General features: G+C 41.1%; 25 protein-coding genes, 1 riboswitch and 1 other annotated feature. Of the genes, 8 read left to right on the top strand and 17 right to left on the bottom strand.

Going from position 1 to position 26,523, the window contains the following annotated elements; genetic code table 11:
* Nucleotides 1-153: 153 nt before the first annotated feature.
* Together MKY83_RS14325 and MKY83_RS14330 are read left to right on the top strand one after the other, a co-directional pair.
* Nucleotides 154-1,341, top strand: a complete 1,188-nt coding sequence (locus MKY83_RS14325) for an MFS transporter (RefSeq protein ID WP_065098639.1) — start codon at nucleotides 154-156, stop codon at nucleotides 1,339-1,341.
* Nucleotides 1,342-1,353: 12 nt separating this feature from the next.
* A complete protein-coding gene (locus MKY83_RS14330) occupies nucleotides 1,354-2,193 on the top strand; it encodes an aldo/keto reductase (RefSeq protein ID WP_065098640.1) in 840 nt (279 codons plus the stop codon).
* 45 nt (nucleotides 2,194-2,238) lie between these two features.
* On the opposite strand, the gene MKY83_RS14335 is transcribed toward MKY83_RS14330, so the two are convergent.
* From MKY83_RS14335 to MKY83_RS14360, 6 genes are all read right to left on the bottom strand, one after another.
* Nucleotides 2,239-3,738 (bottom strand): extracellular solute-binding protein, encoded by a 1,500-nt coding sequence (locus tag MKY83_RS14335; protein ID WP_065098641.1) that lies wholly within the window; start codon nucleotides 3,736-3,738, stop codon nucleotides 2,239-2,241.
* 25 nt (nucleotides 3,739-3,763) lie between these two features.
* Nucleotides 3,764-4,624: a carbohydrate ABC transporter permease gene (locus tag MKY83_RS14340; protein WP_113768708.1), complete on the bottom strand. Its 861-nt coding sequence runs from the start codon at nucleotides 4,622-4,624 to the stop codon at nucleotides 3,764-3,766.
* 219 nt (nucleotides 4,625-4,843) lie between these two features.
* Nucleotides 4,844-5,596 (bottom strand): NAD(P)-dependent oxidoreductase, encoded by a 753-nt coding sequence (locus MKY83_RS14345; protein ID WP_065098643.1) that lies wholly within the window; start codon nucleotides 5,594-5,596, stop codon nucleotides 4,844-4,846.
* A 46-nt stretch (nucleotides 5,597-5,642) separates the two neighbouring features.
* Nucleotides 5,643-6,545, bottom strand: a complete 903-nt coding sequence (locus tag MKY83_RS14350) for a dienelactone hydrolase family protein (protein ID WP_065098644.1) — start codon at nucleotides 6,543-6,545, stop codon at nucleotides 5,643-5,645.
* A gap of 130 nt (nucleotides 6,546-6,675) precedes the next feature.
* On the bottom strand, nucleotides 6,676-9,090 hold the full coding sequence (gene leuS / locus MKY83_RS14355; protein WP_065098645.1) for a leucine--tRNA ligase: 2,415 nt from the start codon (nucleotides 9,088-9,090) through the stop codon (nucleotides 6,676-6,678).
* A gap of 97 nt (nucleotides 9,091-9,187) precedes the next feature.
* Nucleotides 9,188-9,409 (bottom strand) — a binding site (T-box leader).
* 103 nt (nucleotides 9,410-9,512) lie between these two features.
* Nucleotides 9,513-9,842 carry a DUF4257 domain-containing protein gene (locus MKY83_RS14360; protein ID WP_223250657.1) on the bottom strand — a complete coding sequence of 110 codons (330 nt, stop codon included), beginning with the start codon at nucleotides 9,840-9,842 and terminating at the stop codon, nucleotides 9,513-9,515.
* Between the two features lie 425 nt (nucleotides 9,843-10,267).
* Between MKY83_RS14360 and MKY83_RS14365 the strand changes: the two genes are divergently transcribed.
* Together MKY83_RS14365 and MKY83_RS14370 are read left to right on the top strand one after the other, a co-directional pair.
* Entirely contained in the window at nucleotides 10,268-11,071 is an 804-nt protein-coding gene (locus MKY83_RS14365) for an STAS domain-containing protein (protein WP_003217570.1), read from the top strand.
* Between the two features lie 86 nt (nucleotides 11,072-11,157).
* Nucleotides 11,158-11,859: a hypothetical protein gene (locus MKY83_RS14370; RefSeq protein WP_065098646.1), complete on the top strand. Its 702-nt coding sequence runs from the start codon at nucleotides 11,158-11,160 to the stop codon at nucleotides 11,857-11,859.
* Between the two features lie 65 nt (nucleotides 11,860-11,924).
* Here the strand turns inward: MKY83_RS14370 and MKY83_RS14375 are convergent, their stop codons facing one another.
* From MKY83_RS14375 to MKY83_RS14405, 7 genes are all read right to left on the bottom strand, one after another.
* Nucleotides 11,925-13,235, bottom strand: coding sequence for an ABC transporter permease (locus tag MKY83_RS14375; protein WP_065098647.1), 1,311 nt, complete (start codon nucleotides 13,233-13,235; stop codon nucleotides 11,925-11,927).
* Complete coding sequence (locus MKY83_RS14380) at nucleotides 13,225-13,923, bottom strand: ABC transporter ATP-binding protein (RefSeq protein WP_065098648.1); 699 nt, start codon at nucleotides 13,921-13,923, stop codon at nucleotides 13,225-13,227. Before MKY83_RS14380 ends, MKY83_RS14375 begins: the two co-directional genes overlap by 11 nt.
* Nucleotides 13,924-13,944: 21 nt before the next feature.
* Nucleotides 13,945-14,940 (bottom strand): ABC transporter ATP-binding protein, encoded by a 996-nt coding sequence (locus MKY83_RS14385; protein WP_065098649.1) that lies wholly within the window; start codon nucleotides 14,938-14,940, stop codon nucleotides 13,945-13,947.
* Nucleotides 14,934-15,812 carry an ABC transporter ATP-binding protein gene (locus MKY83_RS14390; protein ID WP_044142161.1) on the bottom strand — a complete coding sequence of 293 codons (879 nt, stop codon included), beginning with the start codon at nucleotides 15,810-15,812 and terminating at the stop codon, nucleotides 14,934-14,936. The genes MKY83_RS14385 and MKY83_RS14390 overlap by 7 nt, the downstream gene beginning before the upstream one ends.
* Complete coding sequence (locus tag MKY83_RS14395) at nucleotides 15,805-16,197, bottom strand: GntR family transcriptional regulator (RefSeq protein ID WP_065098650.1); 393 nt, start codon at nucleotides 16,195-16,197, stop codon at nucleotides 15,805-15,807. Before MKY83_RS14395 ends, MKY83_RS14390 begins: the two co-directional genes overlap by 8 nt.
* Nucleotides 16,198-16,214: 17 nt before the next feature.
* Nucleotides 16,215-16,394 (bottom strand): hypothetical protein, encoded by a 180-nt coding sequence (locus MKY83_RS14400; protein ID WP_003217546.1) that lies wholly within the window; start codon nucleotides 16,392-16,394, stop codon nucleotides 16,215-16,217.
* 141 nt (nucleotides 16,395-16,535) lie between these two features.
* On the bottom strand, nucleotides 16,536-16,811 hold the full coding sequence (locus tag MKY83_RS14405) for a YtzC family protein (RefSeq protein WP_034665376.1): 276 nt from the start codon (nucleotides 16,809-16,811) through the stop codon (nucleotides 16,536-16,538).
* Nucleotides 16,812-16,963: 152 nt separating this feature from the next.
* Between MKY83_RS14405 and MKY83_RS14410 the strand changes: the two genes are divergently transcribed.
* Both MKY83_RS14410 and MKY83_RS14415 read left to right on the top strand, forming a co-directional pair.
* Nucleotides 16,964-17,929: a TIGR01212 family radical SAM protein gene (locus MKY83_RS14410; protein ID WP_012010971.1), complete on the top strand. Its 966-nt coding sequence runs from the start codon at nucleotides 16,964-16,966 to the stop codon at nucleotides 17,927-17,929.
* A complete protein-coding gene (locus MKY83_RS14415) occupies nucleotides 17,926-18,507 on the top strand; it encodes a class I SAM-dependent methyltransferase (RefSeq protein WP_065098651.1) in 582 nt (193 codons plus the stop codon). Before MKY83_RS14410 ends, MKY83_RS14415 begins: the two co-directional genes overlap by 4 nt.
* A gap of 15 nt (nucleotides 18,508-18,522) precedes the next feature.
* Here the strand turns inward: MKY83_RS14415 and MKY83_RS14420 are convergent, their stop codons facing one another.
* A complete protein-coding gene (locus MKY83_RS14420; protein ID WP_065098652.1) occupies nucleotides 18,523-19,602 on the bottom strand; it encodes a tetraprenyl-beta-curcumene synthase family protein in 1,080 nt (359 codons plus the stop codon).
* A gap of 31 nt (nucleotides 19,603-19,633) precedes the next feature.
* Entirely contained in the window at nucleotides 19,634-20,413 is a 780-nt protein-coding gene (locus tag MKY83_RS14425) for an alpha/beta hydrolase (RefSeq protein WP_065098653.1), read from the bottom strand.
* A gap of 45 nt (nucleotides 20,414-20,458) precedes the next feature.
* Here MKY83_RS14425 and MKY83_RS14430 point away from each other — a divergent pair, with 45 nt between their 5' ends.
* Nucleotides 20,459-20,974 (top strand): gamma carbonic anhydrase family protein, encoded by a 516-nt coding sequence (locus MKY83_RS14430; protein ID WP_012010975.1) that lies wholly within the window; start codon nucleotides 20,459-20,461, stop codon nucleotides 20,972-20,974.
* Between the two features lie 142 nt (nucleotides 20,975-21,116).
* On the opposite strand, the gene asnB is transcribed toward MKY83_RS14430, so the two are convergent.
* Entirely contained in the window at nucleotides 21,117-23,015 is a 1,899-nt protein-coding gene (gene asnB, locus MKY83_RS14435) for an asparagine synthase (glutamine-hydrolyzing) (RefSeq protein ID WP_044142155.1), read from the bottom strand.
* Nucleotides 23,016-23,163: 148 nt separating this feature from the next.
* The gene (metK, locus tag MKY83_RS14440; protein ID WP_106066859.1) at nucleotides 23,164-24,366 is read right to left on the bottom strand and encodes a methionine adenosyltransferase; all 1,203 of its coding nucleotides are present in this window, start codon (nucleotides 24,364-24,366) and stop codon (nucleotides 23,164-23,166) included.
* A gap of 195 nt (nucleotides 24,367-24,561) precedes the next feature.
* Nucleotides 24,562-24,695, bottom strand: a riboswitch (SAM riboswitch).
* A gap of 227 nt (nucleotides 24,696-24,922) precedes the next feature.
* Between metK and pckA the strand changes: the two genes are divergently transcribed.
* Nucleotides 24,923-26,509, top strand: a complete 1,587-nt coding sequence (pckA, locus tag MKY83_RS14445; protein ID WP_012010978.1) for a phosphoenolpyruvate carboxykinase (ATP) — start codon at nucleotides 24,923-24,925, stop codon at nucleotides 26,507-26,509.
* Nucleotides 26,510-26,523 lie beyond the last annotated feature (14 nt).

Consider the following 26,523-nt stretch of genomic DNA (forward strand, 5'->3'; position numbering starts at 1 on the left):
AATCCTCACTCCTCTTTATACGAACAGGCACTTTTTAGTACCTATATTACAAAAAAGTACGTACTTTTTTTTTCGTCATCTATGTTAGATAATAACTCTTGCCGATCGGCTTCGTCTATCAAAATGTCATCACAGAAGGATGTGAACTGATTCATGAAGAAAAAACAAAACCACTTTGCCCTTCTCGCACTAGCTATTAGTGCTTTTGCTATAGGAACCACTGAATTTATTAGTGTCGGTCTTTTGCCAATGATTTCGGAGGACTTTGGAGTGAGCGTCAGCCAGGCGGGCTGGACCGTCTCTTTATATGCACTTGGTGTGACATTCGGCGCGCCTATTTTGACTTCTCTGACTTCAACGATGAAAAGAAAAACATTGCTTTTGCTCATTATGCTCGTCTTTTTGATTGGAAATACACTTGCCACGATGGCTCCGACCTTTTCAGTACTTTTAATCGGACGGATCATTTCAGCCTTGTCCCATGGAATCTTTATGTCCATTGGCTCTACGATTGCTGCAAGCCTTGTAGTGAAAGAAAAACGGGCAAGTGCGATTGCCTTCATGTTCACTGGATTAACAGTTGCTACTGTGACGGGCGTGCCATTCGGGACATTTCTTGGCCAGGAGCTCGGGTGGCGGACATCATTCGGTGTGATTGTCATTATTGGTCTGATTGCACTAATATCTAACTATTTTCTTGTTCCATCTCAATTAAAGCAAGGCGTGAAAACATCATTTAAGGATCAAGCGGTCTTATTAAAAACAAAAAGAATCTTGCTTCTATTTGTCATTACAGCAACAGGATACGGAGGAACCTTTGTCGTCTTTACGTATTTATCCCCTCTCTTACAGCATGTGACAGGTCTTGCGCCTGGGGCGGTGGCATTGATCTTGCTTTTATACGGGATCACGATCGCAGCTGGAAATGTCATTGGCGGAAAGGCTGCTAATGAGCAGCCAATGAAAGCACTGATTTACATGTTTATCATCCAAAGCATCATTTTGTTTATCCTTAGCTTGACTGCTGGATTTACGGTGCTAGGCATCGCAACCGTCATGCTGATGGGACTGTTTGCTTTCATGAATGTACCAGGGCTTCAAGTAGCTGTCGTTGATTTTGCAGAAAGATACACACCAGGAGCAGTCGACGTCGCTTCCGCTATGAATATTGCTGCCTTTAATGCTGGTATCGCCATCGGCTCATTTTTAGGAGGCATCGTGACAGATACTCTTGGGCTTGTGCATACAGGCTGGGTCGGCGGTATCATGGTCCTCATCGCAGCGATTCTCACGATGATTAGTTTTCGAATGGAACAACAAGAACAAAATCAAACCATCTAAGGAGTGTTCAAAATGAATCATTTACAAAGTACAAAAACATTAAACAATGGGGTCCACATGCCAGGATTTGGTCTCGGTGTATTCAAGGTTGAAGATGGTGCAGAATTAATAGACGCCGTCAAAACAGCCATTCAAATAGGATATCGCAGTATTGATACAGCGGCTATTTATGGCAATGAGGAAGGGGTTGGACGAGGCATACAACTTGGTCTTGCAGAAACAGGACTGCGCCGCGAAGACCTCTTTGTGACATCAAAAGTGTGGAATGCCGATTTAGGATATGAATCCACTCTACAAGCATATGAGGAAAGCTTGAAAAAACTTCAGCTTGACTACTTGGATCTATATTTAATCCATTGGCCGGTTGAAGGAAAATATAAAAACGCTTGGCGTGCGCTGGAAACCTTGTATCGTGAAGGAAAGGTTAGAGCCATTGGTGTGAGCAACTTCCAGCCGCATCATCTAGACGAACTATTAAAAGATGCAGACATCATACCAGCCATCAATCAAGTCGAGTTTCACCCAAAACTAACGCAGGAAGCACTCTATACGTATTTGAACACACATGGTATTCAAATGGAAGCTTGGTCACCGCTAATGCAGGGGGATCTGCTTCATCATCCGGTGATCAAAGAACTCTCGGACACATACGGCAAAACACCTGCTCAAATTATTTTGCGCTGGGATGTGCAAAAAGGCGTCATTACCATTCCAAAATCAACGAAAGCCCATCGTTTAAAAGAAAATGCAGATATATTTGATTTTGTCTTATCTGATGAGGATATGAAACGTCTTTCTGACTTAAATGAAAACAAACGTATCGGTCCAGACCCAGACAACTTTGATTTTTAATAAAAACACCCCCGCTCTTTAACTGAGCGGGGGTGTTGATGTTGATCATTTTGATTTTTTAAAGGAAGCTTCATATTCTTCTATGATTTTATGACCACCATTTGATTTCCACTTCTCTACATCTTTCTTAAATTGATCTTCACTGATGTCTCCAAGAATGAACTTATAGGTCGCATCATCGATGATTTTTTTCAATTCATTTCCTCGTTCTGAGGCTGTTTCTGAATACAGGCTTTCAGCAGGGTTGGCGACGATGATCTTTTGATTGTCTTCTTCTAGCTCTTCATATTTTGTACGAACTGCATCCCCTTTATTTTTCAAGTAACGTTTATCAATGCCTACTAGACTGACAAGCGGCTGTACATCTGTCTGCCAGCTTTTCACTTGGCTTTCTTCCCTGACAAATGTATTCCCTTCTTCTTTCTTATAATGCTCACCATCTATACCGTACGTCATGAGACCATAGACATCTTCTTCTGCAATGCGATCAAAGAAGGCCAAAATTCGCTTTAATTCTGCCTCTGATTTCACGCTTGTTTTAGGGAATGCGAAGATGCCATTATGACCACCTGATGCCCACACCCGTTCTTTGCCATCTGGACCTTTGATTCGGTTCAAGATATCGACTTTCATGTTTTTATCTGTCGCGTCATCTCTCAAGTTCACAGCATCAACCATATTTCCAACATAGATTCCTGCTTTTCCTTGTGAGAATAATTCCTGCTGCTGTGTTTTGCTTGTCACAGGGAAGTCTTTGTTGATATAGCCATTATCACGCAGTTTTTTCATATAATTCATCGTATTCATGTACTCATCTGTCATAAAGTCTGGCGTGAATTTGCCGTTTTCTTCTTTCCAGTCTGTTGGCATTCCCTCATATGAACCAAGTGTTTTAAATGCGCCATAAATCAAATCGTTCCGATCCGTAAAGCCAATTGTATCCGCTTTTCCGTTTTGATTCGGATCTTTTTCAGTAAAGGCTTTCGCTACCTCATAAAGATCATCTAAGGTTTTTGGTGTATCCAAATTTAAATTTTCAAGCCAATCCTTTCGAATGACAATTCCTTGTCTTGAAAGTGGTCTCTCTCTATAAATGCCATAAAGCTTACCGTCTATAGAGGCGTTTTTATTAATCAGTTCGTTCATCTTACTTAAATTTGGATAATCCTTTAAATACGGACCGACTTCCCAGAACATACCTGATCTGAACGCATTAATAGCAGACGAATTCTTAATGTCTTGAATCGTCACGATCTGCGGCAAATTCCCGGCGGCAAGTGCAGAATTTAACCGGTCTTCCTTCACAGCATCCGGCACCCACGTAATATCAAGTTCTGTATTTGTGAGCTTCTCAATCTCTTTTAAAACCGAATCTTTCGGCGGCTGCTGATGATACAAAATGGCCATCCATGTCAGCTTCACTTTTTTGTCTAAATCAACCTTTTCATCTGATGAACTTGTTCCTTTGCTTGAACATGCGGATAGAATACCGCTTGCTGCAAATAACAGGACAAACGCAATCAACCATAATTTCTTTCTCCCCATAAGATCCCTCCGTTGTTCCTTCTTTTTAACCTTTTACAGAACCTAGTAATGCCCCTTTGTTGAAATGCTTTTGAATAAATGGATAGACAAGCAGAACAGGAATGGTGGCTACCACAATGACAGCCATTTTAATCGTTTGGTCTGGCGGTGGTGTGGATGATCCCATATCCGACATATCCCCTTGCATTCCGCTCGAAACAATGACAATCTGCCTTAGAAGTACCTGAATCGGCCATTTCACTGAATCATTTAAATACAGGATCGCGGTCATGTACGTATTCCAATACGTCACGGCATAAAAAAGTGAAATGGTCGCAATAGCTGGCAAAGAAAGTGGCAGCACAATTTTAAAGAAAATCCCTAAATCGTTACAGCCATCCATCTTCGCTGATTCCTCAAGGCTTGCCGGAATGTTTTGAAAGAAGTTTTTCAAGATGATCAAATTGAACGCATTGATCGCAACCGGTAGAATCAGTGACCAATAGGTATCAAGTAGACCAAGTGTTTTCACCACAATAAACGTCGGAATCATGCCTCCGCTAAACAGCATCGTGAAGACAACGAGAAACATCAATGTTCTCCGGCCTTTTAACTCCTTACGAGACAGCCCATATGCCATGAGTGAGGACAAAAACATGCTGACAGCTGTTCCAACGAGTGTCACAAGAATGGACACGATAAGGCTGCGGTACACAATATCCGTAGAGAAAATATACCGATAGGCCTCTAAAGAAAACGTGGTCGGGAACAAGATAAACTTCTTCGTGATGACCTCTTCTACTGTAGCAAAAGAGGCTGCAATGACATGGATGAACGGAAGCACACATATTAATGCGAACATAAGTAGAAAAGAGTAATTAAATAAGTTGAACAATCGGCCTTTAATAGAACGATCTATGTTCATCACACCCTTTCTTTGAAAGCGTTATCATTTTATCCGAAAATAAGCTGCAGCCTGTGACGATATCGTGATTAAAATGTAACAAATGGGGGAAGAAAGCGTCTATAATCATCTTGACAGTCCAACTGGGTCGATCCTGTCAGTCGTGCTTTTATGCTCATGAAACAAAAGAATAAGATCATCAGCTAATGACATGATTATGCCCTACGCCCGATCATTTTCTTCAAGGATTTCCGTCGTATTCACATCAGGTCTGTAGCCTAACTCCTGCTTCGTGTTTTCCGTAGACCAAGGCTTTTCTTCGTTTTCTGATACGGCATAATATGTCCCAAAGGGAACGGCCGTTTCAATCGCTGCCTTTATCATCCCTGCTAGATCTTCATGTGAAAGAAGTGTTCGTTTCGTCCGTTCTTTCTCGTGTAATGCCTCCATCTCATCTGTCACAACCGTTCCAATCCGTAAATTGATAACAGACATTCCCGTTTGATCGTGGAACAGACGGCCTAGCTGTTCAGAAGCAAATTTTAAAATGCCATAGACATTTTTAGTCGCAGGTACATCGTTTGTTGTAATATGTCTCCCTAGTAAGGAGCGTCCATCTTTTTCATAACGATCAGTCACGTGATTGCTGCTTGCAAAAATGACTTTTCGTATGCCGAGACTTGTAGCTGATCGAAACATAGAATAAGAGCTCCTCCAAAAAATATCATTCATTTTTTCAAACTCCTCATGATTCATCACATCATGCGTCATCTCCATGTTTAAAAGGTGTATGATGACATCTGTATCTCGCGGAATCGCCTCATATAATTCCTGTTCATTCGTTGCATCTGCAATAATAACTCCTTTTACACAGCTCGCTTGATCAATAATGGTGATCTCATACTCAGAAGAGAGCGTTTTTGTTAAAATACGGCCGATCACACCGCACCCGCCAATGATCGTGATCTTCTTCATGTGTCTCCTCCTTTCTAATGACGTAGTATGTCCAAGCCTTTATAGATTACAGCCATTTTTTTAAGAATCGAGTGGCCTCGTGACGCATAGCGGCTGTTTCAAAATGACCTGCATGAAGACCAACAAGCTGATACCGTACTTTCAATGAAGCCGCTTGATAAGTTTGGCTCAATCCCTTTTGAATGCGTGCGACGCCTTCAGCAGGCGTGAGTGGATCAAGTTTTCCAACTAAGCTTAAATGCGGCCTTGGAAAAATCATTGCTTGAATATCAGCTGCCGTAAAGTGCTTTGCTAAGCTTGGTACATAGTAATAAAAGCCATGCCTGTCTAAATTGTTCGTTTCAATTAATGTGTGGTGATCGACCTGTGCACAAAGATCAATACACACACTGACCCTCTCATCAAGCGCAGCCGTCCACCAGGAAAGAAGCCCGCCCATTGACATTCCAAAAACAGCTAACCGGTCCGGCAGCACATCAGGTCGAGACAGCACATAATCAATTGCACACATGCTTTCATACAGCATCATGCCCCACATCACTTTCCCTGTTAAAAGCATTTCCTTAAAAATTTCACTTTCGGTTCTTCCTCTTCTCTCACCAAATCCTGCATGATCAATAGCCAGGACACTATAGCCTTTTGAGGTGAACTCTTTCGCATATGGAGGCTCTTGCAAATAATGAGCACCCTTGATGAGCTCTTCCTTCCCATCGACGTAGTTCCCACCATGAGAGTGCTGAAAGAGCACAACGGGTCTTTTTTTCACCGTATCCTTTGGCTTCACAAAATAAGCGGGCACTTCCTCCACACCATGAATTGAAAGAATGAGTGTTTCGACTACGTACGATTCACGATCCTCGATCTTTAACGTATATGCCTCCACGCGATGGCGTTCTGGCATTTCTCCTAACAGACTGAGCAGTTGTTCACGTTTGCTTTCCTTTTCCATTGACGTCACTCCTCCTTTTGTTGATCATCTGTTAACATACGAGATCGATAGTGCAATCACCTTGTTTTCGACAAAATTATGTCCCGGGAAATAAGGAACACCCACCGGTTCATACCGATGGGTGTCATCACTAATTCGCAACAATATTGACAAGCTTCCCAGGAACCGCAATCACTTTGCGAATGGTTTTCCCTTCAAGCTGTTCTTTTACACGTGCATCATTTTTCGCAAGCTCTTCTAACTGTTCTTTTGTTGCATCAGCAGGAACGGTTAATTTTGCTTTCACTTTCCCATTCAATTGTACGACAATTTCTACTTCATCGTCGACAAGCTTTGACTCGTCATATTGCGGCCATGCTTCATAAGAAATAGACCCTTCATGACCAAGTTTATTCCAAAGCTCTTCCGCTACATGCGGTGCAATTGGAGAAAGTAGTTTCACAAAGCCTTCTGCATATTCTTTCGGAAGTGTATCAGCCTTGTAGGCATCATTGATAAACACCATTAATTGTGAGATCCCTGTATTGAAGCGCAGGCCTTCATAATGGTCTGTTACCTTCATCACGGTTTCATGATAGCTTCGTTCTAATGCGCCTCCAGTTTGCTCCGTTACTTTATCACTGATTGTGCCATCTTCATTTGTGAATAGACGCCATACACGATCAAGGAAACGGCGAGCGCCATCAAGTCCTGTTTCAGACCAAGCGATTGATGCATCTAAAGGTCCCATGAACATTTCATAAAGTCGTAATGTATCCGCACCATGAGATTCTACGATATCATCTGGATTGACGACATTTCCTTTTGATTTACTCATTTTTTCATTATTTTCCCCAAGAATCATTCCTTGGTTGAACAATTTCATGAAAGGTTCTTTTGTCGGAACAACACCGATATCATACAAGAACTTATGCCAGAAGCGTGCATATAGAAGATGAAGTACAGCATGTTCTGCTCCGCCGATATATACATCAACAGGAAGCCATTTCTTTAGCTTCTCAGGAGATGCAAGCTCTTCTGAGTTATGCGGGTCAATATAACGTAAGAAATACCAGCAGCTGCCTGCCCATTGCGGCATTGTATTGGTTTCACGGCGTCCTTTTTTACCTGTAACAGGATCGACAACCTCAACCCAATCTTTAATATTGGCTAAAGGTGATTCACCTGTACCACTTGGCTTAATCTCAGTCGTCTTAGGCAAAATGAGTGGAAGCTCTTCCTCAGAAACAGCTGAAGAAGTTCCGTCCTCCCAATGAATAATTGGAATTGGCTCACCCCAATAACGCTGGCGGCTAAATAGCCAGTCTCTTAAACGATAAGTGACTTTCTTTTCGCCTTTTTGATGTTCTTCCAGCCATGCAATGACTTTTTCAATCGCTTCTTCTTTTCCTAATCCATCGAGGAAATCAGAGTTAATGTGTTTTCCATCACCTGTGTAAGCTTCTTTTTCAATGTCTCCGCCTTCGACAACTGCCTTGATTGGCAGATCAAATGTTTTGGCAAATTCATAGTCACGCTCATCATGGGCAGGTACCGCCATAATCGCGCCTGTTCCATAAGTAGCCAGCACGTAATCTGCAATCCAGATCGGCATCTTTTCACCATTTAATGGATTGATGGCATAAGCGCCTGTGAAAATACCCGTCTTCGTTTTTGCAAGATCTGTCCGCTCTAAGTCGCTCTTAGATTGAATTTCTTTCATATATGCTTCGACTGCTTCTTTTTGAGCAGCTGTTGTGATTTTTTCAACAAGTGCATGTTCTGGTGCAAGTACCGCATAGGTTGCACCAAATAATGTATCAGGACGCGTTGTAAATACAGTAAACTGTTCATCATGTCCTTCTACTTCGAAATGAACATGTGCACCTTCTGAACGTCCGATCCAGTTACGCTGCATATCTTTAATGCTTTCAGGCCAATCAATGTCTTCTAAATCTTCTAACAGCCTGTCCGCATATGCCGTAATCTTTAGCATCCATTGCTTCATCGGACGTCTTTCAACCGGATGCCCTCCGCGTTCACTTTTTCCATCAATGACTTCTTCATTTGCAAGGACTGTGCCAAGCGCTGGGCACCAGTTCACTGGTACTTCATCGATATACGCCAATCCCTTTTCGTACAATTTCAAGAAAATCCATTGTGTCCATTTATAATAATTTGGATCAGTCGTGTTGATTTCTCGATCCCAATCATATGAGAACCCTAGTGATTGAATTTGGCGGCGGAAGTTATTGATGTTCTCTTCTGTAAAGACCGCCGGATCATTCCCTGTATCTAGTGCATACTGTTCTGCTGGAAGACCAAATGCGTCCCATCCCATTGGATGAAGAACATCATATCCCTGCATACGTTTCATGCGTGATAAAATATCCGTTGCTGTGTAGCCCTCAGGGTGCCCGACATGAAGTCCTGCTCCTGATGGGTATGGAAACATATCAAGTGCATAGAACTTTGGTTTATCTTCCGAGTCAGATGTGGCGAATGTTTTATGTGTCAGCCAATAATCCTGCCACTTCTTTTCAATTTCCCGATGCTGAAAACTCAATGTGAAAACCTCCTTTAATATGTACGGCTGTATCTGCTCAGATGACCACTGCAAGAATTCAGATTTTTCTAAAATCAACAAAAAACCCTCATCCCTGGAAAGGGACGAGAGATTTTTTGGTTCCCGCGGTACCACCCTTGTTAGCGTAACTTTCTGTTTGTACGCTCACTTAATATCTTTAACGCAGACATGCGACAGAAGCTTTAACGCAACTGCAACTCTGAGGCGAGTTCAGAAGCAGATTTGATTGACTTTCACCAGCCGTCAATTCTCTAAAGACAAATACTGCTTTCCTACTACTCCTCTTCACTGTTCTTATCGTAACCGTCATCTAAGTAGTATTTTATAGAATTATGATCATAAGTGCAAGCAGGTTTGTATACAATGGGAATGTACCCTAGATCAGGGTAAAGTAGAGGATATTATTCGTGTGGAGATCGGTTATGACGGTTGGAGTCTGCATTCTGTGAATGCTGTTCTCTTACAAAATCAAAGCTTCGCAGAACTGCTTCTCCTCCGTAACCTGAAATAATTGATAAGATGACCAAGTGCAGACTAGAATCGGGATTTGAGGATAAGACAAGCAGTGTAGCGGCAATCATCCCAACGAGCCAATCTTCAATAAACCCTAAATAAATAAACTTTTTTGTCATTCTGGGCTTCTCTAGCCTGCCTTTTTTCTTTACGTGACCGAGAATGCCCATGACCCCTCCAATGGCGCAAGCAATAATGACTTGTTGCAGCATTTTCATCACCTTCCTAAAGCCCTTAGAATAGTAAAGCGACTTCAGGCTGTCCAGCCCCCTGTAATGCCATTCTGCTGTTCCGTCATAATCCATGTAAAAGGTCTATTCTCTCTAACGAAGAAAAAAAGCTTGTTTCTTCCATTATATGTGAATGACCCAAAACAATCTTGATGCATTGGAATCATTTTTACCTAATTCATATTAACTATTTATGTCATTTTATGAATTATAAGCAATTGATTCCTTCTTTTTCTAAAGAAAAGTCTCCTTACTTACTATATTCTAATGGAGGACAAACTATGATGACAAATTTAACAAAGCCATTGCAATCGTTGAAACAGAACATATGTTATGTTACGTTAGTAAGGAATACCTTTGGTTGAAAAGACAACCATTTGATATGTCTGATAGCAGCAACAAAGGAGGGTAATATGGTCAGCTCGAACATCTTCGGCTTACAAAAACAGCTTGAACTCATAAAAAAAGCGCTAGATCATGCGCGGATCGGTGTTGTCATTACAGACCCTTCTTTAGAGGATAACCCTATCGTTTATGTGAATCATGGCTTTACACACATGACTGGATACAAACCAGATGAGATTCTTGGGCGTAATTGTCGATTCCTTCAAGGGAAAGACACAGATCAAAAGCAGCTCGATTTAATACGTCATGGAATACAGAATAAAACACCTATTACCACACAGCTAAAAAATTATAAAAAAGACGGAACTTTTTTTTGGAATGAACTCAATATAGATCCTCTATACATTGAACAAGATGATAAAACATTTTTCATTGGCTTTCAAAAGGATATTACGAAACAGAAAGAATATGAACAGCTCCTAGAAGATTCCTTACAGGAAGTCACCTCTCTTTCGACGCCAATCGTCCCAATCAAAAATGGTGTATCTGCTCTGCCACTCATTGGAAAACTATCTGAAGAACGCTTTGATGCCATTGTCGCGAAGTTAACTTGTATATTAGATGATTCAAAGGATGATTATTTAATTGTCGATCTTTCTGGTTTAATCGATGTCGATGATTCCGTTGCAGCACGCATTTTCAAGCTGCATCGTCTTCTTAATCTAACCGGAACCGAACTGATCATCACAGGGATCAAACCGCAGCTTGCAATGAAAATGAAAGACTTGGATACAGATTTTCAGGATACAATCACTTATTTGACGGTTAAGGAAGCAATCAAAGGATTACCATTAGCTGAAAACCCTGTGTAAAACAGGGTTTTTTTAGTTGAAACGCCCCCTAAAAATGGAAAAATGAGGTATGATAGGTGTAATGAAAGATGTAGGGGGGCTACTAGATGATGATGTTACTCATCATAGGTCTTTTATGTGTTTGTTTTGCCATAGGATATGCCGTCAATTTCTTATTACTCAAACACCAGAATGCGCAGATCTTTTCAAAGAAACTATTTTATCCTTTCTTGATCTTGGGTCTCATCTTTTCCATTATGTCATTACCGTTTGCTGCCACAGATGCACCGAAGGCACAAGCAGATCCATCTTCAGAACAGCTGTTAAAGGATCAAAAGCAGCTCACATCTGACATAACGCGCTTAAAAGCTGATAAAGAGGAACTTACCGCTTCTTTAGAGGACGCAACAAAGGATAAAGAAAAACTAGCGAAAAAGCTAGAAACCATCACCTCAGAAAAAGAAACAGTCAAAAAGCAAGAAAAGACCATTCAAGCGCTTGAAGAGAAAATAGACAAGCTTGCCTCAAGCATTGAAACACTTAAAAAAGAGAACAAGAAAAACAGCAGCGATACGGAGTCTTCTACCGTTCAGCGCTCCGCTCCTAAAGATGAAGGAAAAAGCACAGGCGGTCATGAATCACAGAAGGAAACAAAAAAAGAATCTGCAGCCTGTAACATTAAAGGAAGTGTCAACGGTATTTATCACACACCGAGCAGCAGATACTACTCTAGAACCAAAAATGTAACCAAAATGTTTTGCTCCGTAGAAGAAGCAGAGCGTGCAGGGTACCGGGCACCTAAGCAATAGCCATTTTTGTCACGAAAAAAAGAACCTCCTGTCAGCCCAATTGGGTGCCTTAGGAGGTTCTTTTTTTAGATTTCTCTTCTTAATGCTGCTAATACATTCGTTTTTGTTGCTTTACGTGCTGGGTTGAGCCCTGAAAGGATCGCTACCCCTGCGCTAATCACTGTTGCCGTAATCACAAGGCTGAGTGGAATGTAGGAGAAGGTGATCGAGAATTGATCACTTGACCCTCCCTCTGACATGGACGACAAAATAGCTGGAATGATTAAATTGACGGCGAAACTAATGATATATGAGATGATAATTCCGATGATTGACCCAATCACCCCAATATAAGCACTTTCCATCAGGAACATTCGCTTGATAATCGATGGATTCGCGCCAATGGCTTTCATAATACCAATCTCTTGTGTTCGCTCTGTTACTGCCATTGTCATCGTATTAAAAATACCAATTGCAGAAATAATGACCGCAATACATCCAACAAAAATAAGTCCAATTTTGAAGACTGTAAAGAACATATCCATACCTTCAAGCTGATTCGTCACAGAGATGACTTGGTAGCCCTCATCTGTCAGCTTATTCGTGAGTGCACCGACATTGTCGAATTTATCTGCATAAACAGAAGTCATTTTCTCGACATTTCCTGCTTCAGGAGATAGATCGAGTATTTGACCAAATTCCTTTTCATACGCATTCGGAATAAAAATTTTATGATCCTCTTGCCACTCCAGATTCGGCTTTTTCAACACACCTACTACACGGAAATCAAATGTTTTTTCTTTGACGACTTCATTTTCTTCATTGAGTTTTGGTACTTTGACTTGAATCACTTTATTTAAAATATCTTTCGTGTAGCCCTTAGGCTCCTTTGGCATTTCTTCACCATTTGATGTCTGATTTAATTTTTTTTCATAGGCTTGGCGTTCTTTTTTTGTCCACAGTTGTTCAGCCATATGATACCCGACCACAATTTCGTTCGCTGATGTTGGGACTTTCCCTCGGTCTAGCTCAAGCCCTGCTTCTTTTTCTTCTTTCATATCGGTTAGAGCAGCCTGCATTTCACCTGAGCGATCATTGAGCTCGACGTTTACCGTTGGAATAAGCGCCGTTCTTGAGACGACAGATTTCACATGATCATATTTCTTTAAATCATCTACTTTGACGTCACCTTTTTCCTTGCCTAACACTTTCACTTCTGTGATGATTTGCTGTTTCATGATTTCATCTTGCGCCGATTTTTGCAGACCAAAACCAACAGATGCTAAAACGATTAAGAAAGAGCATGCCATTGTCGTCGCAAGAATGGTCATAAACACACGCAATCTATTTTTCTTCATGTTTCTTCTAATGAATTTGACCTGATCTCTAAATTTCAATGGATTGTTCCCCTTTCTTTAATACACCATCATGAAGCTGGAACGTGGTATCTGCAATTGAAGCGACTTCATCGTCATGTGTAATGATGACAAATGTGATTCCTTTTTCACGATTAAGCTGCTGGATAAAGGCTAAAATTTCTCCTTCGGTTTCTGAATCTAGACTGCCTGTTGGTTCATCCGCTAAAATAATAGATGGATTTAAAATCAAGGCTCTTGCAATACTCACACGCTGCTGCTGCCCGCCTGACAACTCATTCGGGTAATGCCCTGCATGATCTTCTAGACCTACTCGTTTCAGCATTTCTTCTACTTTCGCCTTTCGTTCAGACGGCTTCACACCTTTTAAAGTGAGCGGAAGTTCAACATTTTCATACGTCGTTAAGCTCCCGATCAATTGAAAGCTTTGAAAGATAAAACCAAAGTGATCTAAGCGGAAGTCCGCCCATTCTTTTTCATTAAAGCCAGTCACATCGGTCCCATCAATGACAATTTGTCCGCTCGTTGGCGTAATATATCCTGAAATTAAGTTCAATAAGGTCGATTTCCCCGAACCGCTCCGACCCACAATACAAGCAATGTCGCCTCTTTTGATGGATAGGTCAATCCCTTTCAGCACAGGAATCTCATTCTCTCTGCCTTTTTTACCAATTGTAAACACATGATCTAACGCTTGAACCTGAATCATCTCTACTCCCCTACTCTCTGTTTATCTTTTTCGATATATTAAGAAATAACTTGTTAGTGCGCCTACAGCTCCACCGATGAGCATGCCAGCGATATAACCAAATATAGAATTATCTGAAGAAAATCCAACCCAGCCAAATCCTAGAACACCGAAGACAATAACCAAAATCTGAATCGGTCTATCCATTTTTGAGTAAAGGAAGAAACGGCCATTTCGTTCAATAGGATGCTTGATAAAGCTAAACAAACCAATGAGATAAAATACAATCATCATCACAATGGGTATGATGAATTCTTCACCAGTGAACCAAAGTGGATATTTATCTATATCTCGAAATTGAAAACGGTCTGTTATATAAGTAATTGGGGCGATAGGCATAATAAAGTATTCATAACTGACATCGACCCAATGCCTATTCGTTCTTAAAATAAAATCTAAATGAAACATCGGAAGCCAAATTAATAAATATGGCAATATCGATGTACTGAATGTAACAATGGCTTGACTAATTGCGCTTCCTGTTAAAGCACCTGCTGCAAGACACAAACTATAAATCATTAAGGTTGACACGAGCGCAATGAAGTAACCACTATTAAAGTCAAATGTCTCTTTTGGTTGAATACCTAATATGAGTAAGTAAGTGAAAGCATATGACAACACATGAACGAGCGTTATGATTCCGGCACCTAAGAAAAACTTTGTTTGATAAATGGTACTTCTACTGAACGGCAAGGATAAAGTAAAATCGATTTGCCCTTTATTTCTTTCATATCCCAGCTGGATAATCGCAAAAAGCAAACCCATAAGCCATGAGAGGGCGATAAAAATATCAGAACTGAAATTATAATAAAAACCATCATCTACTGTTGTACATGTCGTATCATTTAAACAAGTTTGAAAGGATGAGTATCCCAGTAAAAAGGATAATGGCGTTGCAAACACCGCAACCAGCATGACTAAAATAAATGTCAGCTCTGATTGCTTCCATTCCTTATATAATAATTGCCGCTTCACCATCTCCGTTTCCCTCCAAACTTTGCAATGAATACTTCTTCTAAATTCACAGGCAGTTCATGCCATACTTTTGGTTGCAGCGACTTTAAGTACTCTTTAGCCTCTACATCGGTTTTAAGAACAAGCGCTGTATAAAAAATGCCAGCTTGATCTAATATAGCAACACCATTTTTTCGTATACTCAAGTTCATATCTTCTTCAAAAGCCATCTGGATTTTTAGATAATCATTCTTTAATTCATCAAGATCCATGACACTTGTGAGTTGATTTCCTTCTAAAAAACCGATTCGGTTACACATACGCTCAATATCCTCTAATCGGTGCGATGTGATGAGAATCGACGTTTCACGTTCCGCTACCTCGTCGATCATGAGCTGAAGAACATCATTTCTTGTGACGGCATCAATACCATCTGTCGGTTCATCTAACAGAATCACGGCTGGCTTGATCGCAAAGCTTAAAATTAATGAGAGCTGCTTTTTTAACCCTGTCGATAGTTCACGGTATTTTACTTTTTCCGGAATTTCATAGCGGTTCACAAGCTCATTGGCATATGTCACGTCAAACTTCGGATAAATATGCTTTAACAGCTGGACAAGCTGCCCGTAATTGTATCTGTCAAAGTAGGGATTGACGACTGGCATATACACAATATTTTGCTTTACTAACGGGTGGTCTTTCACAAGCACGTCTTTAAAATAAATCTCTCCTTCATCTGGAAGAAGAATTTGCTGAATCAAGCGGAGAAGTGTTGTTTTACCAGAGCCATTCCTGCCAAGCAAACCAAAGATCTCACCTTCGCCTATTTTGAAGGAAACGTTACTGAGTACTTCACGTCCATTTAATGTCTTCGATACATTTCTAACCTCAATCAACTTTTTTTCCTCCCTCAAGACTTGAGCCGATCTCTTCTATCCATTCCTTCAGTTGTTGAATATCAATACCGGCATAATGAGCTTCTATAATGAGTTGTCTTAATTGCTCCTTCATCTCCAATACCTTCCCTTCATTCAGCTTTAACTGAGCCTCTACTGTTACATACGTACCGCGACCTCTTAGTGTTTCAATAATCCCTTCCCGCTCAAGCTCCTTATATGCTTTACTGACGGTGTTTGGATTGGCGATGATAATAGTGGCGAGCTCTCTGACAGAGGGCAGTTTGTCACCAGGCTTCATTACACCTTTTAGACATAAAATTTTGAGTTGCTCAATGATTTGTTCATATATTGGCGCAGCGCTTCGTGGATCTATTTGAATCATGACGGCTCCCTCTTTCCTCATTCATGCTTTTGCAGTCCTATTGCTTGTTCATGCCCTTGCATTAAAGGGATTGAATTAAGTATCAAATCTTTTTGAACTTCAAAACCAATGAAAACGAGAACGAAAAAAAATGTACATGCTAACACAACAGCCAGCACCATCCACTTCAAATTGATTGGTTTTTTTTCTTTTTTCATGGTTGAACACCTTTCTTCACTTTTTAAGTGTCTTTAGTGTATTAGTTGATGTAGTACACTCAATACAATATAGACACTCAAATAAAAAGTCAATAGCCTTTCAAAAATAAAAAACAGACCCTTTAAAAAAGGATCTGTTTATCATTCGTTGTCGTAAGAAATACCTAAAATCATTTGATTTTGCAAGCTTTGAATTTGAACACGCGCCCTATCTAACCGCTCTCTTTGCTGGTCATTGGCGACATCTTTTAATTTTTCTAATTCGTTGACTGCATCTTCAAGCATAAGCTGCGCCTTAGAAAATTCGTCCTCATTATAATGCTCTTGGCGTAAGTTCAAATCAAATTGCTCATTTGCAAACTCAAGGGTTTCAGTACTTTTTTGGATAAATTCGTCGATCGACTGCCTTGTTGCCATCCTGCATTCCCTCCATTTCATCATTGCTCACGCCTATTTTGCCCACGTAAAGCTTTTTCACTAAAGAAAATGTTGGACAGATTTAATTGTCCTCCTTCTTGATTTTTGTTAAACTTTAAGGATGCCTATTATTACGCAAGGAGGTTACTGACTTGGATCAGCATAACCCTTTTTTATATTCAAACAGCGAAAAACGCTATCACACATGGAACTATCATTTGCGAGAGCACTTTGGTCATAAAGTATTTAAAGTGGCATTAGATGGCGGCTTTGACTGCCCAAACCGTGATGGTACTGTAGCCCACGGAGGCTGTACATTTTGCAGTGCCGCAGGATCTGGTGACTTTGCAGGAAACCGGGCGGATGATCTCGTCACTCAATTTAACGAAATCAAAGACCGGATGCATACAAAATGGAAAGACGGAAAATATATGGCGTATTTTCAGGCGTATACAAACACACACGCCCCGCTTCCTGTTTTAAAGGAAAAATTTGAAACCGTGATGAATTTGGATGGTGTGGTTGGTTTATCTATTGCGACAAGACCTGACTGCCTGCCAGATGACGTGGTGGAGTATTTAGCTGAATTAAATGAGCGCACTTATCTCTGGGTAGAGCTTGGTCTTCAAACGGTTCATGAACGGACAGCGATGCTCATTAACCGTGCCCATGATTATGAATGCTACGTAGAAGGTGTAGAAAAACTGCGTAAACACGGCATTCGTGTCTGCTCGCATATCATCAACGGCTTGCCTCTTGAAAACCGGGACATGATGATGGAGACAGCAAAAGCTGTTGCTGATTTAGATGTGCAAGGAATTAAAATTCATTTGCTTCACCTTTTAAAAGGAACCCCAATGGTCAAGCAATATGAAAAAGGCAAATTGGAGTTTCTAAGCCAGGAAGAATATGTCCAGCTTGTTTGTGATCAGCTGGAGATCCTGCCGCCAGAAATGATTATTCATCGTATTACAGGCGATGGCCCGATTGAATTAATGGTCGGTCCAATGTGGAGTGTAAATAAGTGGGAAGTATTAAATGCCATTAATGCTGAGCTTGAAAGACGTAACAGCTACCAAGGCAAACGTTTCGTCAGATTGGAAGAAGCAGCAAAATGATCTTGAAACGCATGCTCCCTTTTAGTAAAGAGCTGTTAGAACGGGCTTGTCAAAAAGGCGACATCGTCATTGATGCAACGATGGGAAATGGCCACGATACACTCTATTTAGCTGATCTTGTAGGTCATGATGGACAAGTTTTCGCATTCGACGTACAAGAAGAAGCCATACAGCAGACGCGCCAAAGGCTTGGCGAGGGATATCCATATGTTCATCTGATTCACGATGGTCATGAAAAACTGGCTCAACACTTGCCAAGAGATGTATATGCACATATCTCTGGTGCGGTGTTTAACCTTGGGTACTTGCCCGGAGGCGATAAAGCCGTCACTACTCATGCCGATACAACCATTGAAGCCATTGAGCAGCTCCTCGACTGGCTTAAACCCGGAGGTCTGATCGTCCTTGTGATTTATCATGGACACCCAGAAGGGAAAAGAGAAAAAGAAGTGCTTCTCGACTATTGCAGATCACTTCCTCATGAAGAGGTACAAGTTTTATCATATCAATACATGAATATTCAAAACGACCCGCCTTTTGTGGTCGCCATTGAAAAAAAGCTAAAGCTCAAATCCTAATGGATTTGAGCTTTTTTATGAGGATTTCATCCAAGGCATTTTCTGATAGGTCCGGTAAGCTCTTCCGTTGATATAGAAAAAGAACGATGTTTTCCCGCTTGATTTGATCAGCCGTTTTGCCAGCTTATTCATCTCTTTTTGGGCTGTTACTTTTTCATCGGACAAATAGACTGCCAATAATCCTCTGTTAATTAATTTGTGAAAGTTTTCGTGCGGAATGCCTTTCAGCTGTTCATCCGCTTTTTCAATAAAATGCTGAAGTCTATCCATCATCTCATGATGAGAGGCATAGTAGGAGCAAAAGTTCAGATCTCCTCCAAGCCGGTCCTCTTCTTGGTCAATTAGATAATCAAGTAAAATGTGCAGACCTTGAATATAAGGGAAATAGCTTTCGTAAATTTGCTTCGCCTGCTTTTCTGTAAAGTCCGGCTGCAGCGCGTACGCCACAAGACAGAAAATCCCTAACGTTGATCCTGCACAAGCTGAAAATTCATACCATTCCATCTTAGGCAAATCCTTTTCATATTGGCGGAACCATGACTCTAGTCGAGGCACACGTTCATGAGGGACCACGTGTTTATGTACTTGTAAATCACTATAATAATCACACAGCGTGTGTAAATACGGCTGAATAATCGAATAATGCTCAAGGCGTGACAGCACGTCTTGACATGTGCGGACAAGCGCATGTAAATACCCATGATCCTCTTGCTCATCACGGAATTGATAATACGGCTTGAGCTCAGCATGAATATCAAGCGCATCTCTCATTGCTTGATGCAGCATATGAAAATCTTTTGGATCAAGCGACGTACTGCGGTCACATAGGTTATCTAAGTAATCACTGATGGTTTGATACGCCACAATGAATTCAATACACGTTTCTTTCGCCTCACCTGCTAGAAGAGATAAAATACCTCCGCCTTCGCAGTGAAAGGTTTTACTCGATATGCTTGCTAATGCCTGCGTTCGCAGTTCTTCATTTTCAATCATTTCTGCATGAGCTCGCCACTTTTTTAGCTCCTGATGAACAAGCGGAAAAATATCTTTATACACCTTTGTCATCAGTGCAAAAGGACGCTCTGGTACTGACAAATCAATCCACCCCTAACTTAAAAGCTCACCATCAAATATATTGATCTGTAAAGGCTCTTGCTGCCTTAAACACATCTTCTCTTTCCGGTTCATTAAAAATTTCGTGATACAGCTCTTCCCATTCACGATATGATTTATTGGTTGATTCAATGCCATTGAACCATTTGATCACCCTCGTTTTATCGACGATTTTATCATCGCCCGCCTGCATTAAAAGGAGCGGAATCGATTTAAAGACATTCGTAGGCTGCATGGCTGCATCAATATTTTTGATCAGCTCTCGGTACCAGCGAACCGACACCTTTGTTACGTAAAGGGAATCATTTGAGTCTGCCTCAATCACAGCCTGATTTCGTGTGGCTAGTTCAATCGACAGCCCTGACTCGACTTTAAAGGACGGTGCGAGCACATTTAGACCTTTTGATGCAAAATCCATTAGCTTCTTCGGTTTAAATTGCAGACCTAAACAAGGTGATGATAAAATAAGGCCATCAATCTTCGTATGGGTATACTGCTTGACCCACTCAATTGAAATGAGTCCGCCCATACTGTGTCCAAGTAAAAAAGTAGGAAGTCTGAATGATTTCGCATGTTCGATCCATTCATCTACTGTATCAATGTATTCTTGAAACGAACGAATGTGGCCGCGCGCACGTGTCGATGTCCCTTGCCCAGGGAGGTCACCCATGACGACGTGATAGCCGGCATTTCGCCACATTTCGATCACCCATTTATATCGGCCGTGATATTCACTCGCACCATGTACAATCACAATTGTACCAACTGGTCTTTCAGCATGCCAAGTCCACAAAGTAAACACCTCACAAATGTTGTATTAAGAAAGGAAGTCGAAAAAGTGATTTATCCATATCATCAGTTTACACCTGAGATTCATGAATCGGTCTTTGTTGCAGATAACGCCACCATTACTGGAGATGTCACGATTGGAGAATATTCGAGCGTGTGGTTCCAAACCGTCATCAGAGGCGATGTCGCTCCTGTGAGAATTGGAAAAAACGTCAATATTCAAGATTTATCCTGTCTGCATCAAAGTCCTGGAAAAACACTTCTTATAGAAGATGGTGCTACCATTGGACACCAAGTCACATTACATAGCTCAATCATTCGAAAAAATGCCCTCATTGGTATGGGGTCTATCATTCTCGATGGTGCAGAAATTGGCGAAGGTGCCTTTATCGGTGCAGGTAGTCTTGTCCCTCAAGGAAAGGTCATTCCAAAAGGATCACTCGCTTTCGGCCGTCCAGCCAAGGTCGTCCGGCAGTTAACAGATGAAGATATCCAAGACATGGACAGAATCCGTAGAGAATATGTAGAAAAAGGACAATACTATCGTTCCCTTATATCCCGTTAACATCATACGCGTATCTTCACTTTATCATGTTTTTTTCAGGATATTAAGCAATAACTATGAACCGCTTGTTATTTTACCCTTTTCCGCCGCTTTCTATCATAACAAAAAAGGTTTTCAGCTTTGTGCTGAAAACCTTTTTTCATTAACTAAAGATAACTTCTTTCGGTTGATGATTCAACTGCTCTGGATCAATGCTGCGCTCCACATAAATGCTGTGCCAAATCATAAAGATAAGGACGGTCCAAATCTTACGGCTATGATCTGCTTTACCAGCACAATGCTCATTTAATAAATCAAGCACATACTCTTTGTTAATGTATTCATCTGTTTGACTGTTTTTGATGATGTCTTTTGCCCAAGCATTCATCTCATTTTTCAACCAATGACGAATTGGCACAGGGAAACCAAGCTTTTTACGGTTTAACACATGGTCAGGCACAATGCCTTCTGCTGCTTTACGCAATAAATATTTCGTTGTGCCATCTTTTGTTTTCAGCTCTTCTGGAATTTTAGAAGCCGCTTCAAAAACGACCTTATCAAGGAATGGAACACGAAGCTCAAGAGAATTCGCCATCGTCATCTTGTCTGCTTTCAATAAGATGTCTCCGCGCATCCACGTATGGATATCAACATATTGCATTTTGTTAATATCACTGTAGCCTGCGCTTTCCTCAAAGTATGTCTTCGTTACGTCACGATACGTGATGCTTGGATCATAATGCTTTAAGAGGTTTTTCTTCACTGGCTCTTCAAAGATTTTCGCATTACCGATATAACGTTCCTCTAATGGCGTACAGCCGCGAACGATAAAGCTCTTCCCTTTCATTCCTTCTGGCATTAAACGAGCCAGACGAAGAAGAAGCTTTTTCAGCATAGATGGTACAGATTCAAATGGTTTAAGAGAAATAGGCTCACGGTAAATATTATATCCACCGAACAGCTCGTCCGCTCCTTCACCTGAAAGAACAACCGTCACTTGTTTCTTCGCTTCTTTTGCCACGAAATACAATGGAATCGCCGCCGGATCAGCTAAAGGATCGTCTAAATGCCAGACAATCTTCGGAAGCTCGTTCATATATTCCTCTGGAGAAATGACGGCGCTGAAGTTTTGTAAGCCTAGCTTATCAGCTGTTTCCTTCGCGACATCGACTTCACTAAAGCCATCTTGCTGGAAGCCAACAGAGAATGTCTTCAGTTCAGGGTGTAATTCCTTTGCGACAGACACGATGAAGGAAGAATCAATACCACCTGAGAGGAATGAACCAACAGGTACATCACTTCTCATGTGAACTTTCACAGAATCATAGATCGCATCACGTACTTCTTCGATTAACTTCTGTTCTTGTGTTTGCTCAGGCTTGAATTGAACTTTCCAGTATGTCTTAAATTCGATCTCCTGTCCTGGGCGTAAAATAAACTGATGACCAGGCTCAACTTTATGCACCTTTTGATCAAGCGTATTTGGCTCAGGAACGAATTGGAACGACATGTACTGCTGCAATGAAGTCTCATCAAATAAAATGTTCTCGTTCACAGCCATCAAGCTTTTGCGCTCAGACGCAAAATACACTTGCTCATCCATTTGTGTAAAATAAAGCGGTTTGATACCAAAAGGATCTCTTGCGCCATATAATTGCTGCGCTTCTTTATCCCAAATTAAAAATGCAAACATGCCGCGAAGCTTAGAAGCCGCTTCTTCTTTATAATGACGGTATGTGGCAAGCAGTACTTCCGTATCAGAATCTGTGCTGAACGTATAGCCCTTTTTCACAAGCTCTTCCTTCAGCTCCACATAGTTATAAATTTCCCCGTTAAAAATAATCCAATACTTTTCATCTTCATAAGAAAGCGGCTGCTTTCCGTGCTCAACATCTATAATACTTAAACGTCTAAATCCAAATCCTACATGCTCATCATGAAAGTAACCCTCATCATCCGGACCACGGTGAACGATGAGACGATTCATTTGTTTAATTAACTCTTCCTGCTCAGTAGTTTCGGACAATGGACGGTGATTAAACACACCAACAAACCCACACATATTATTGCCTCCACGTTATGTTATTTCTTAAAAGTAGACCTATAATTAGACAGTTATTTGTCCGATTTTGTTTCACATTTTTTCGCTTATTGTAGAATTTTTTTTAATCAAAAGGAAAACCGCTTAAAATAAGCGGTTTTATATGTTGTTATTGTCCTAATGCTTCCTTGCGAAGTGTATCGGCTTTATCCGTTTTTTCCCACGGAAGATCTAAATCATGACGGCCGAAATGTCCGTATGCAGCTGTTTGTTTGTAGATCGGACGACGCAGGTCAAGCATTTTAATAATGCCAGCTGGACGAAGATCGAAGTTCGCACGAACCACTTCAATTAATTTTTCTTCAGAAGCTTTTCCTGTTCCGAAAGTATCAATTGAAATCGATACAGGCTGTGCAACACCAATTGCATAAGCAAGTTGTACTTCACAAGAATCTGCAAGGCCGGCAGCTACAATGTTTTTCGCTACGTAACGAGCAGCGTATGCCGCTGAACGGTCAACCTTTGTTGCGTCCTTCCCAGAGAAAGCACCGCCGCCATGACGAGCGTATCCGCCATACGTATCAACGATGATTTTACGTCCAGTTAAACCAGCATCCCCTTGAGGTCCACCGATCACGAAACGGCCAGTTGGGTTAATAAAGTATTTTGTCTGTTCATCAATCAGTTCACTTGGAACGACAGGGCTGATGACATGCTCTTTTAAGTCGCTTTGAATTTGTTCAAGCGTCACTTCTGGTGCATGCTGCGTAGAAATAACCACTGTATCAATACGAACAGGTTTATTTTGATCATCATATTCTACTGTTACTTGTGTTTTTCCATCTGGACGTAGATAAGAAAGTGTTTGATCCTTGCGAACTTCAGTTAAACGGAGAGATAATTTATGCGCTAGTGAAATCGGCAGCGGCATAAGTTCTTCGGTTTCGTTGTTGGCAAAACCAAACATCAATCCTTGGTCACCTGCACCGATCGCATCAAGTTCTTCTTCAGTCATTGTGCCTTCACGTGCTTCAAGCGCTTTGTCTACACCTTGCGCAATATCAGCAGACTGTTCATCAATAGATGTGAGCACTGCACATGTTTCCGCATCAAAACCATATTTCGCACGCGTGTAGCCAATTTCCTTAATCGTGTCACGCACCGTCTTTGGAATATCGACATAAGTAGACGTTGTAATTTCTCCGCTTACTAATACGAGACCCGTTGTAACAGAAGTTTCACAGGCAACACGTGCATTTGGATCTTTCTTTAAAATTTCATCCAAAATGCTGTCTGAAATTTGATCACAGATTTTATCCGGATGTCCTTCTGTCACTGATTCTGAAGTAAATAAACGACGATTTTGACTCATAATGGCTATTTCCTCCTGTACAAGACCACATCATCCCAAGATGAGGCCTCCAATATGATACGGAACTCGTTCCCTCTTATATTTGAAAACGTTTCTATTAGAGATGTTATTGGCAATTTGTTCATATGATGTCCCAAAAATAAAAAAACCATTTCCTTCATTGCGAGGAAAGGGTCTGGGATCGCATGCCTTTCACTCTTATCGCTCAAGGTGTTCTTGTACCTTGCATCAGGTTAGCACCTTGGTTTCTCAGCATATTCATGCCTTTTCATAAGAAACCGGTTGCTGGGCTTCATCGGGCCTGTCCCTCCACCAACTCGGGATAAGAGTATCCGTTCAATAAGATATCTTATCTTAAACACTTGCGTCATGTCAATGCTTCATCAGAATTATCTTCCCTTTTTTTCACCACAATATGAGCATCACCAAAAAGCATATTTTCATAGCAGAAATGAAAAAACACACACAAAAATATTTAAATAGTATAGACTATTGTTATGAATGTGTTATACTAATCGAAACAAAACAAATTCAACGGTAAAGGAAGGGTTTTTTTATGAACTCAGTGGATTTAAAAGAAGATTTGCAGTCATTGCTCTCATTAGAAAATACGCACCAAAATTTATCTGTTCCGAAACTTGTTGAAAAGATTTTGGCACGTGATGAAGGCGTTTTAACATCAACAGGAGCTGTCCGTGCTACAACGGGTGCCTACACAGGACGTTCGCCTAAAGATAAATTTATCGTGAAAGAAGAAAGCTCTGAACATAAAATTGATTGGGGTCAAGTCAACCAGCCGATTTCTAAAGAAGCATTTGACCGTTTATATACAAAGGTTGTGTCATACTTAAAAGAACGTGATGAACTATTCGTCTTTGAAGGATTTGCCGGCGCAGATGAAAGATACCGTATGCCAATTACAGTGGTAAACGAATTTGCATGGCACAATCTCTTTGCAAAGCAACTATTCATCAGACCTGACGGATCAACACCTTCTTCAAACGAAAAACCATTCACCATCTTATCTGCACCGCATTTTAAAGCAGATCCTGAAACAGATGGCACAAACTCTGAAACGTTTATTATCGTTTCTTTTGAAAAACGCACCATTCTGATCGGTGGAACAGAGTATGCAGGAGAGATGAAAAAGTCCATCTTCTCTGTCATGAACTACCTGCTTCCTGAGCAAGATATTTTATCCATGCACTGCTCAGCAAACGTCGGTCAAGAAGGCGATGTCGCACTATTCTTCGGCCTTTCAGGTACTGGGAAAACGACGCTTTCTGCAAGTGCAAGCCGCAAGCTGATCGGTGACGATGAACACGGCTGGTCTGGCTCAGGAGTCTTCAATATTGAGGGCGGATGCTATGCGAAATGTGTGAACTTAAGCGAAGAAAAAGAACCGCAAATCTACAAAGCCATCAGCTTTGGATCAGTTCTTGAAAATGTTGTGCTTGATGAAGAAACACGTGAAGCAGATTATGATGACACGTTCTTTACTGAAAACACACGCGCTGCTTACCCAATCGAAATGATTGATAACATCGTGAAGCCAAGTATCGCAGGACACCCATCTGCCATTGTCTTCTTAACAGCTGATGCATTTGGCGTTTTACCTCCAATCAGCCGTTTAACAAAAGAACAGGCGATGTACCATTTCTTGAGCGGTTACACAAGTAAATTAGCAGGAACTGAGCGCGGTGTCACATCACCAGAAACGACATTCTCTACTTGCTTTGGTTCACCATTCTTGCCGCTTCCAGCTCACGTCTATGCTGAAATGCTTGGCAAGAAAATTGATGAGCACGGCGCAAAAGTATTCCTTGTGAATACAGGCTGGACTGGCGGAGGTTATGGTACAGGCAAACGTATGAACCTAGCGCATACAAGAGCAATGGTGCAAGCAGCGATCGAAGGCGACCTCGACAACGCCGAAATGATCACTGATGACATCTTTGGATTACACATCCCGCTTCATATTCCTGGCGTACCAGATGAAGTGCTTCAACCATCTAAAACATGGGATGACCAAGAGGCTTATCAAGAAAAAGCACACTTCCTTGCCAATGAATTTAAAAAGAACTTCCAAAAATTCAGCCACGCAGCAAGTGACATTGAAGCCAAAGGCGGACCACTCGTATAATCAAATGACAAAAG

This window comes from Bacillus sp. FSL M8-0266 (assembly GCF_038613425.1).
Lineage (GTDB): Bacteria > Bacillota > Bacilli > Bacillales > Bacillaceae > Bacillus > Bacillus pumilus.

Excerpts from the sequence above, each read along its gene's own strand:
- MKY83_RS14415 (WP_065098651.1), top strand. The coding sequence starts at position 17,926 with ATGATCTTGAAACGCATGCTCCCTTTTAGTAAAGAGCTGTTAGAACGG.
- MKY83_RS14325 (WP_065098639.1), top strand. The coding sequence starts at position 154 with ATGAAGAAAAAACAAAACCACTTTGCCCTTCTCGCACTAGCTATTAGT.
- MKY83_RS14380 (WP_065098648.1), bottom strand. The coding sequence starts at position 13,923 with ATGATTCAGGTTCAAGCGTTAGATCATGTGTTTACAATTGGTAAAAAA.
- pckA (WP_012010978.1), top strand. The coding sequence starts at position 24,923 with ATGAACTCAGTGGATTTAAAAGAAGATTTGCAGTCATTGCTCTCATTA.
- MKY83_RS14350 (WP_065098644.1), bottom strand. The coding sequence starts at position 6,545 with ATGGAAAAGGAAAGCAAACGTGAACAACTGCTCAGTCTGTTAGGAGAA.
- metK (WP_106066859.1), bottom strand. The coding sequence starts at position 24,366 with ATGAGTCAAAATCGTCGTTTATTTACTTCAGAATCAGTGACAGAAGGA.
- MKY83_RS14365 (WP_003217570.1), top strand. The coding sequence starts at position 10,268 with ATGGTCAGCTCGAACATCTTCGGCTTACAAAAACAGCTTGAACTCATA.
- MKY83_RS14385 (WP_065098649.1), bottom strand. The coding sequence starts at position 14,940 with ATGGTGAAGCGGCAATTATTATATAAGGAATGGAAGCAATCAGAGCTG.
- MKY83_RS14345 (WP_065098643.1), bottom strand. The coding sequence starts at position 5,596 with ATGAAGAAGATCACGATCATTGGCGGGTGCGGTGTGATCGGCCGTATT.
- MKY83_RS14335 (WP_065098641.1), bottom strand. The coding sequence starts at position 3,738 with ATGGGGAGAAAGAAATTATGGTTGATTGCGTTTGTCCTGTTATTTGCA.
- MKY83_RS14400 (WP_003217546.1), bottom strand. The coding sequence starts at position 16,394 with ATGAAAAAAGAAAAAAAACCAATCAATTTGAAGTGGATGGTGCTGGCT.
- MKY83_RS14395 (WP_065098650.1), bottom strand. The coding sequence starts at position 16,197 with ATGATTCAAATAGATCCACGAAGCGCTGCGCCAATATATGAACAAATC.
- MKY83_RS14370 (WP_065098646.1), top strand. The coding sequence starts at position 11,158 with ATGATGATGTTACTCATCATAGGTCTTTTATGTGTTTGTTTTGCCATA.
- asnB (WP_044142155.1), bottom strand. The coding sequence starts at position 23,015 with ATGTGTGGGTTTGTTGGTGTGTTTAATCACCGTCCATTGTCCGAAACT.
- MKY83_RS14405 (WP_034665376.1), bottom strand. The coding sequence starts at position 16,811 with ATGGCAACAAGGCAGTCGATCGACGAATTTATCCAAAAAAGTACTGAA.
- MKY83_RS14330 (WP_065098640.1), top strand. The coding sequence starts at position 1,354 with ATGAATCATTTACAAAGTACAAAAACATTAAACAATGGGGTCCACATG.
- MKY83_RS14360 (WP_223250657.1), bottom strand. The coding sequence starts at position 9,842 with ATGAAAATGCTGCAACAAGTCATTATTGCTTGCGCCATTGGAGGGGTC.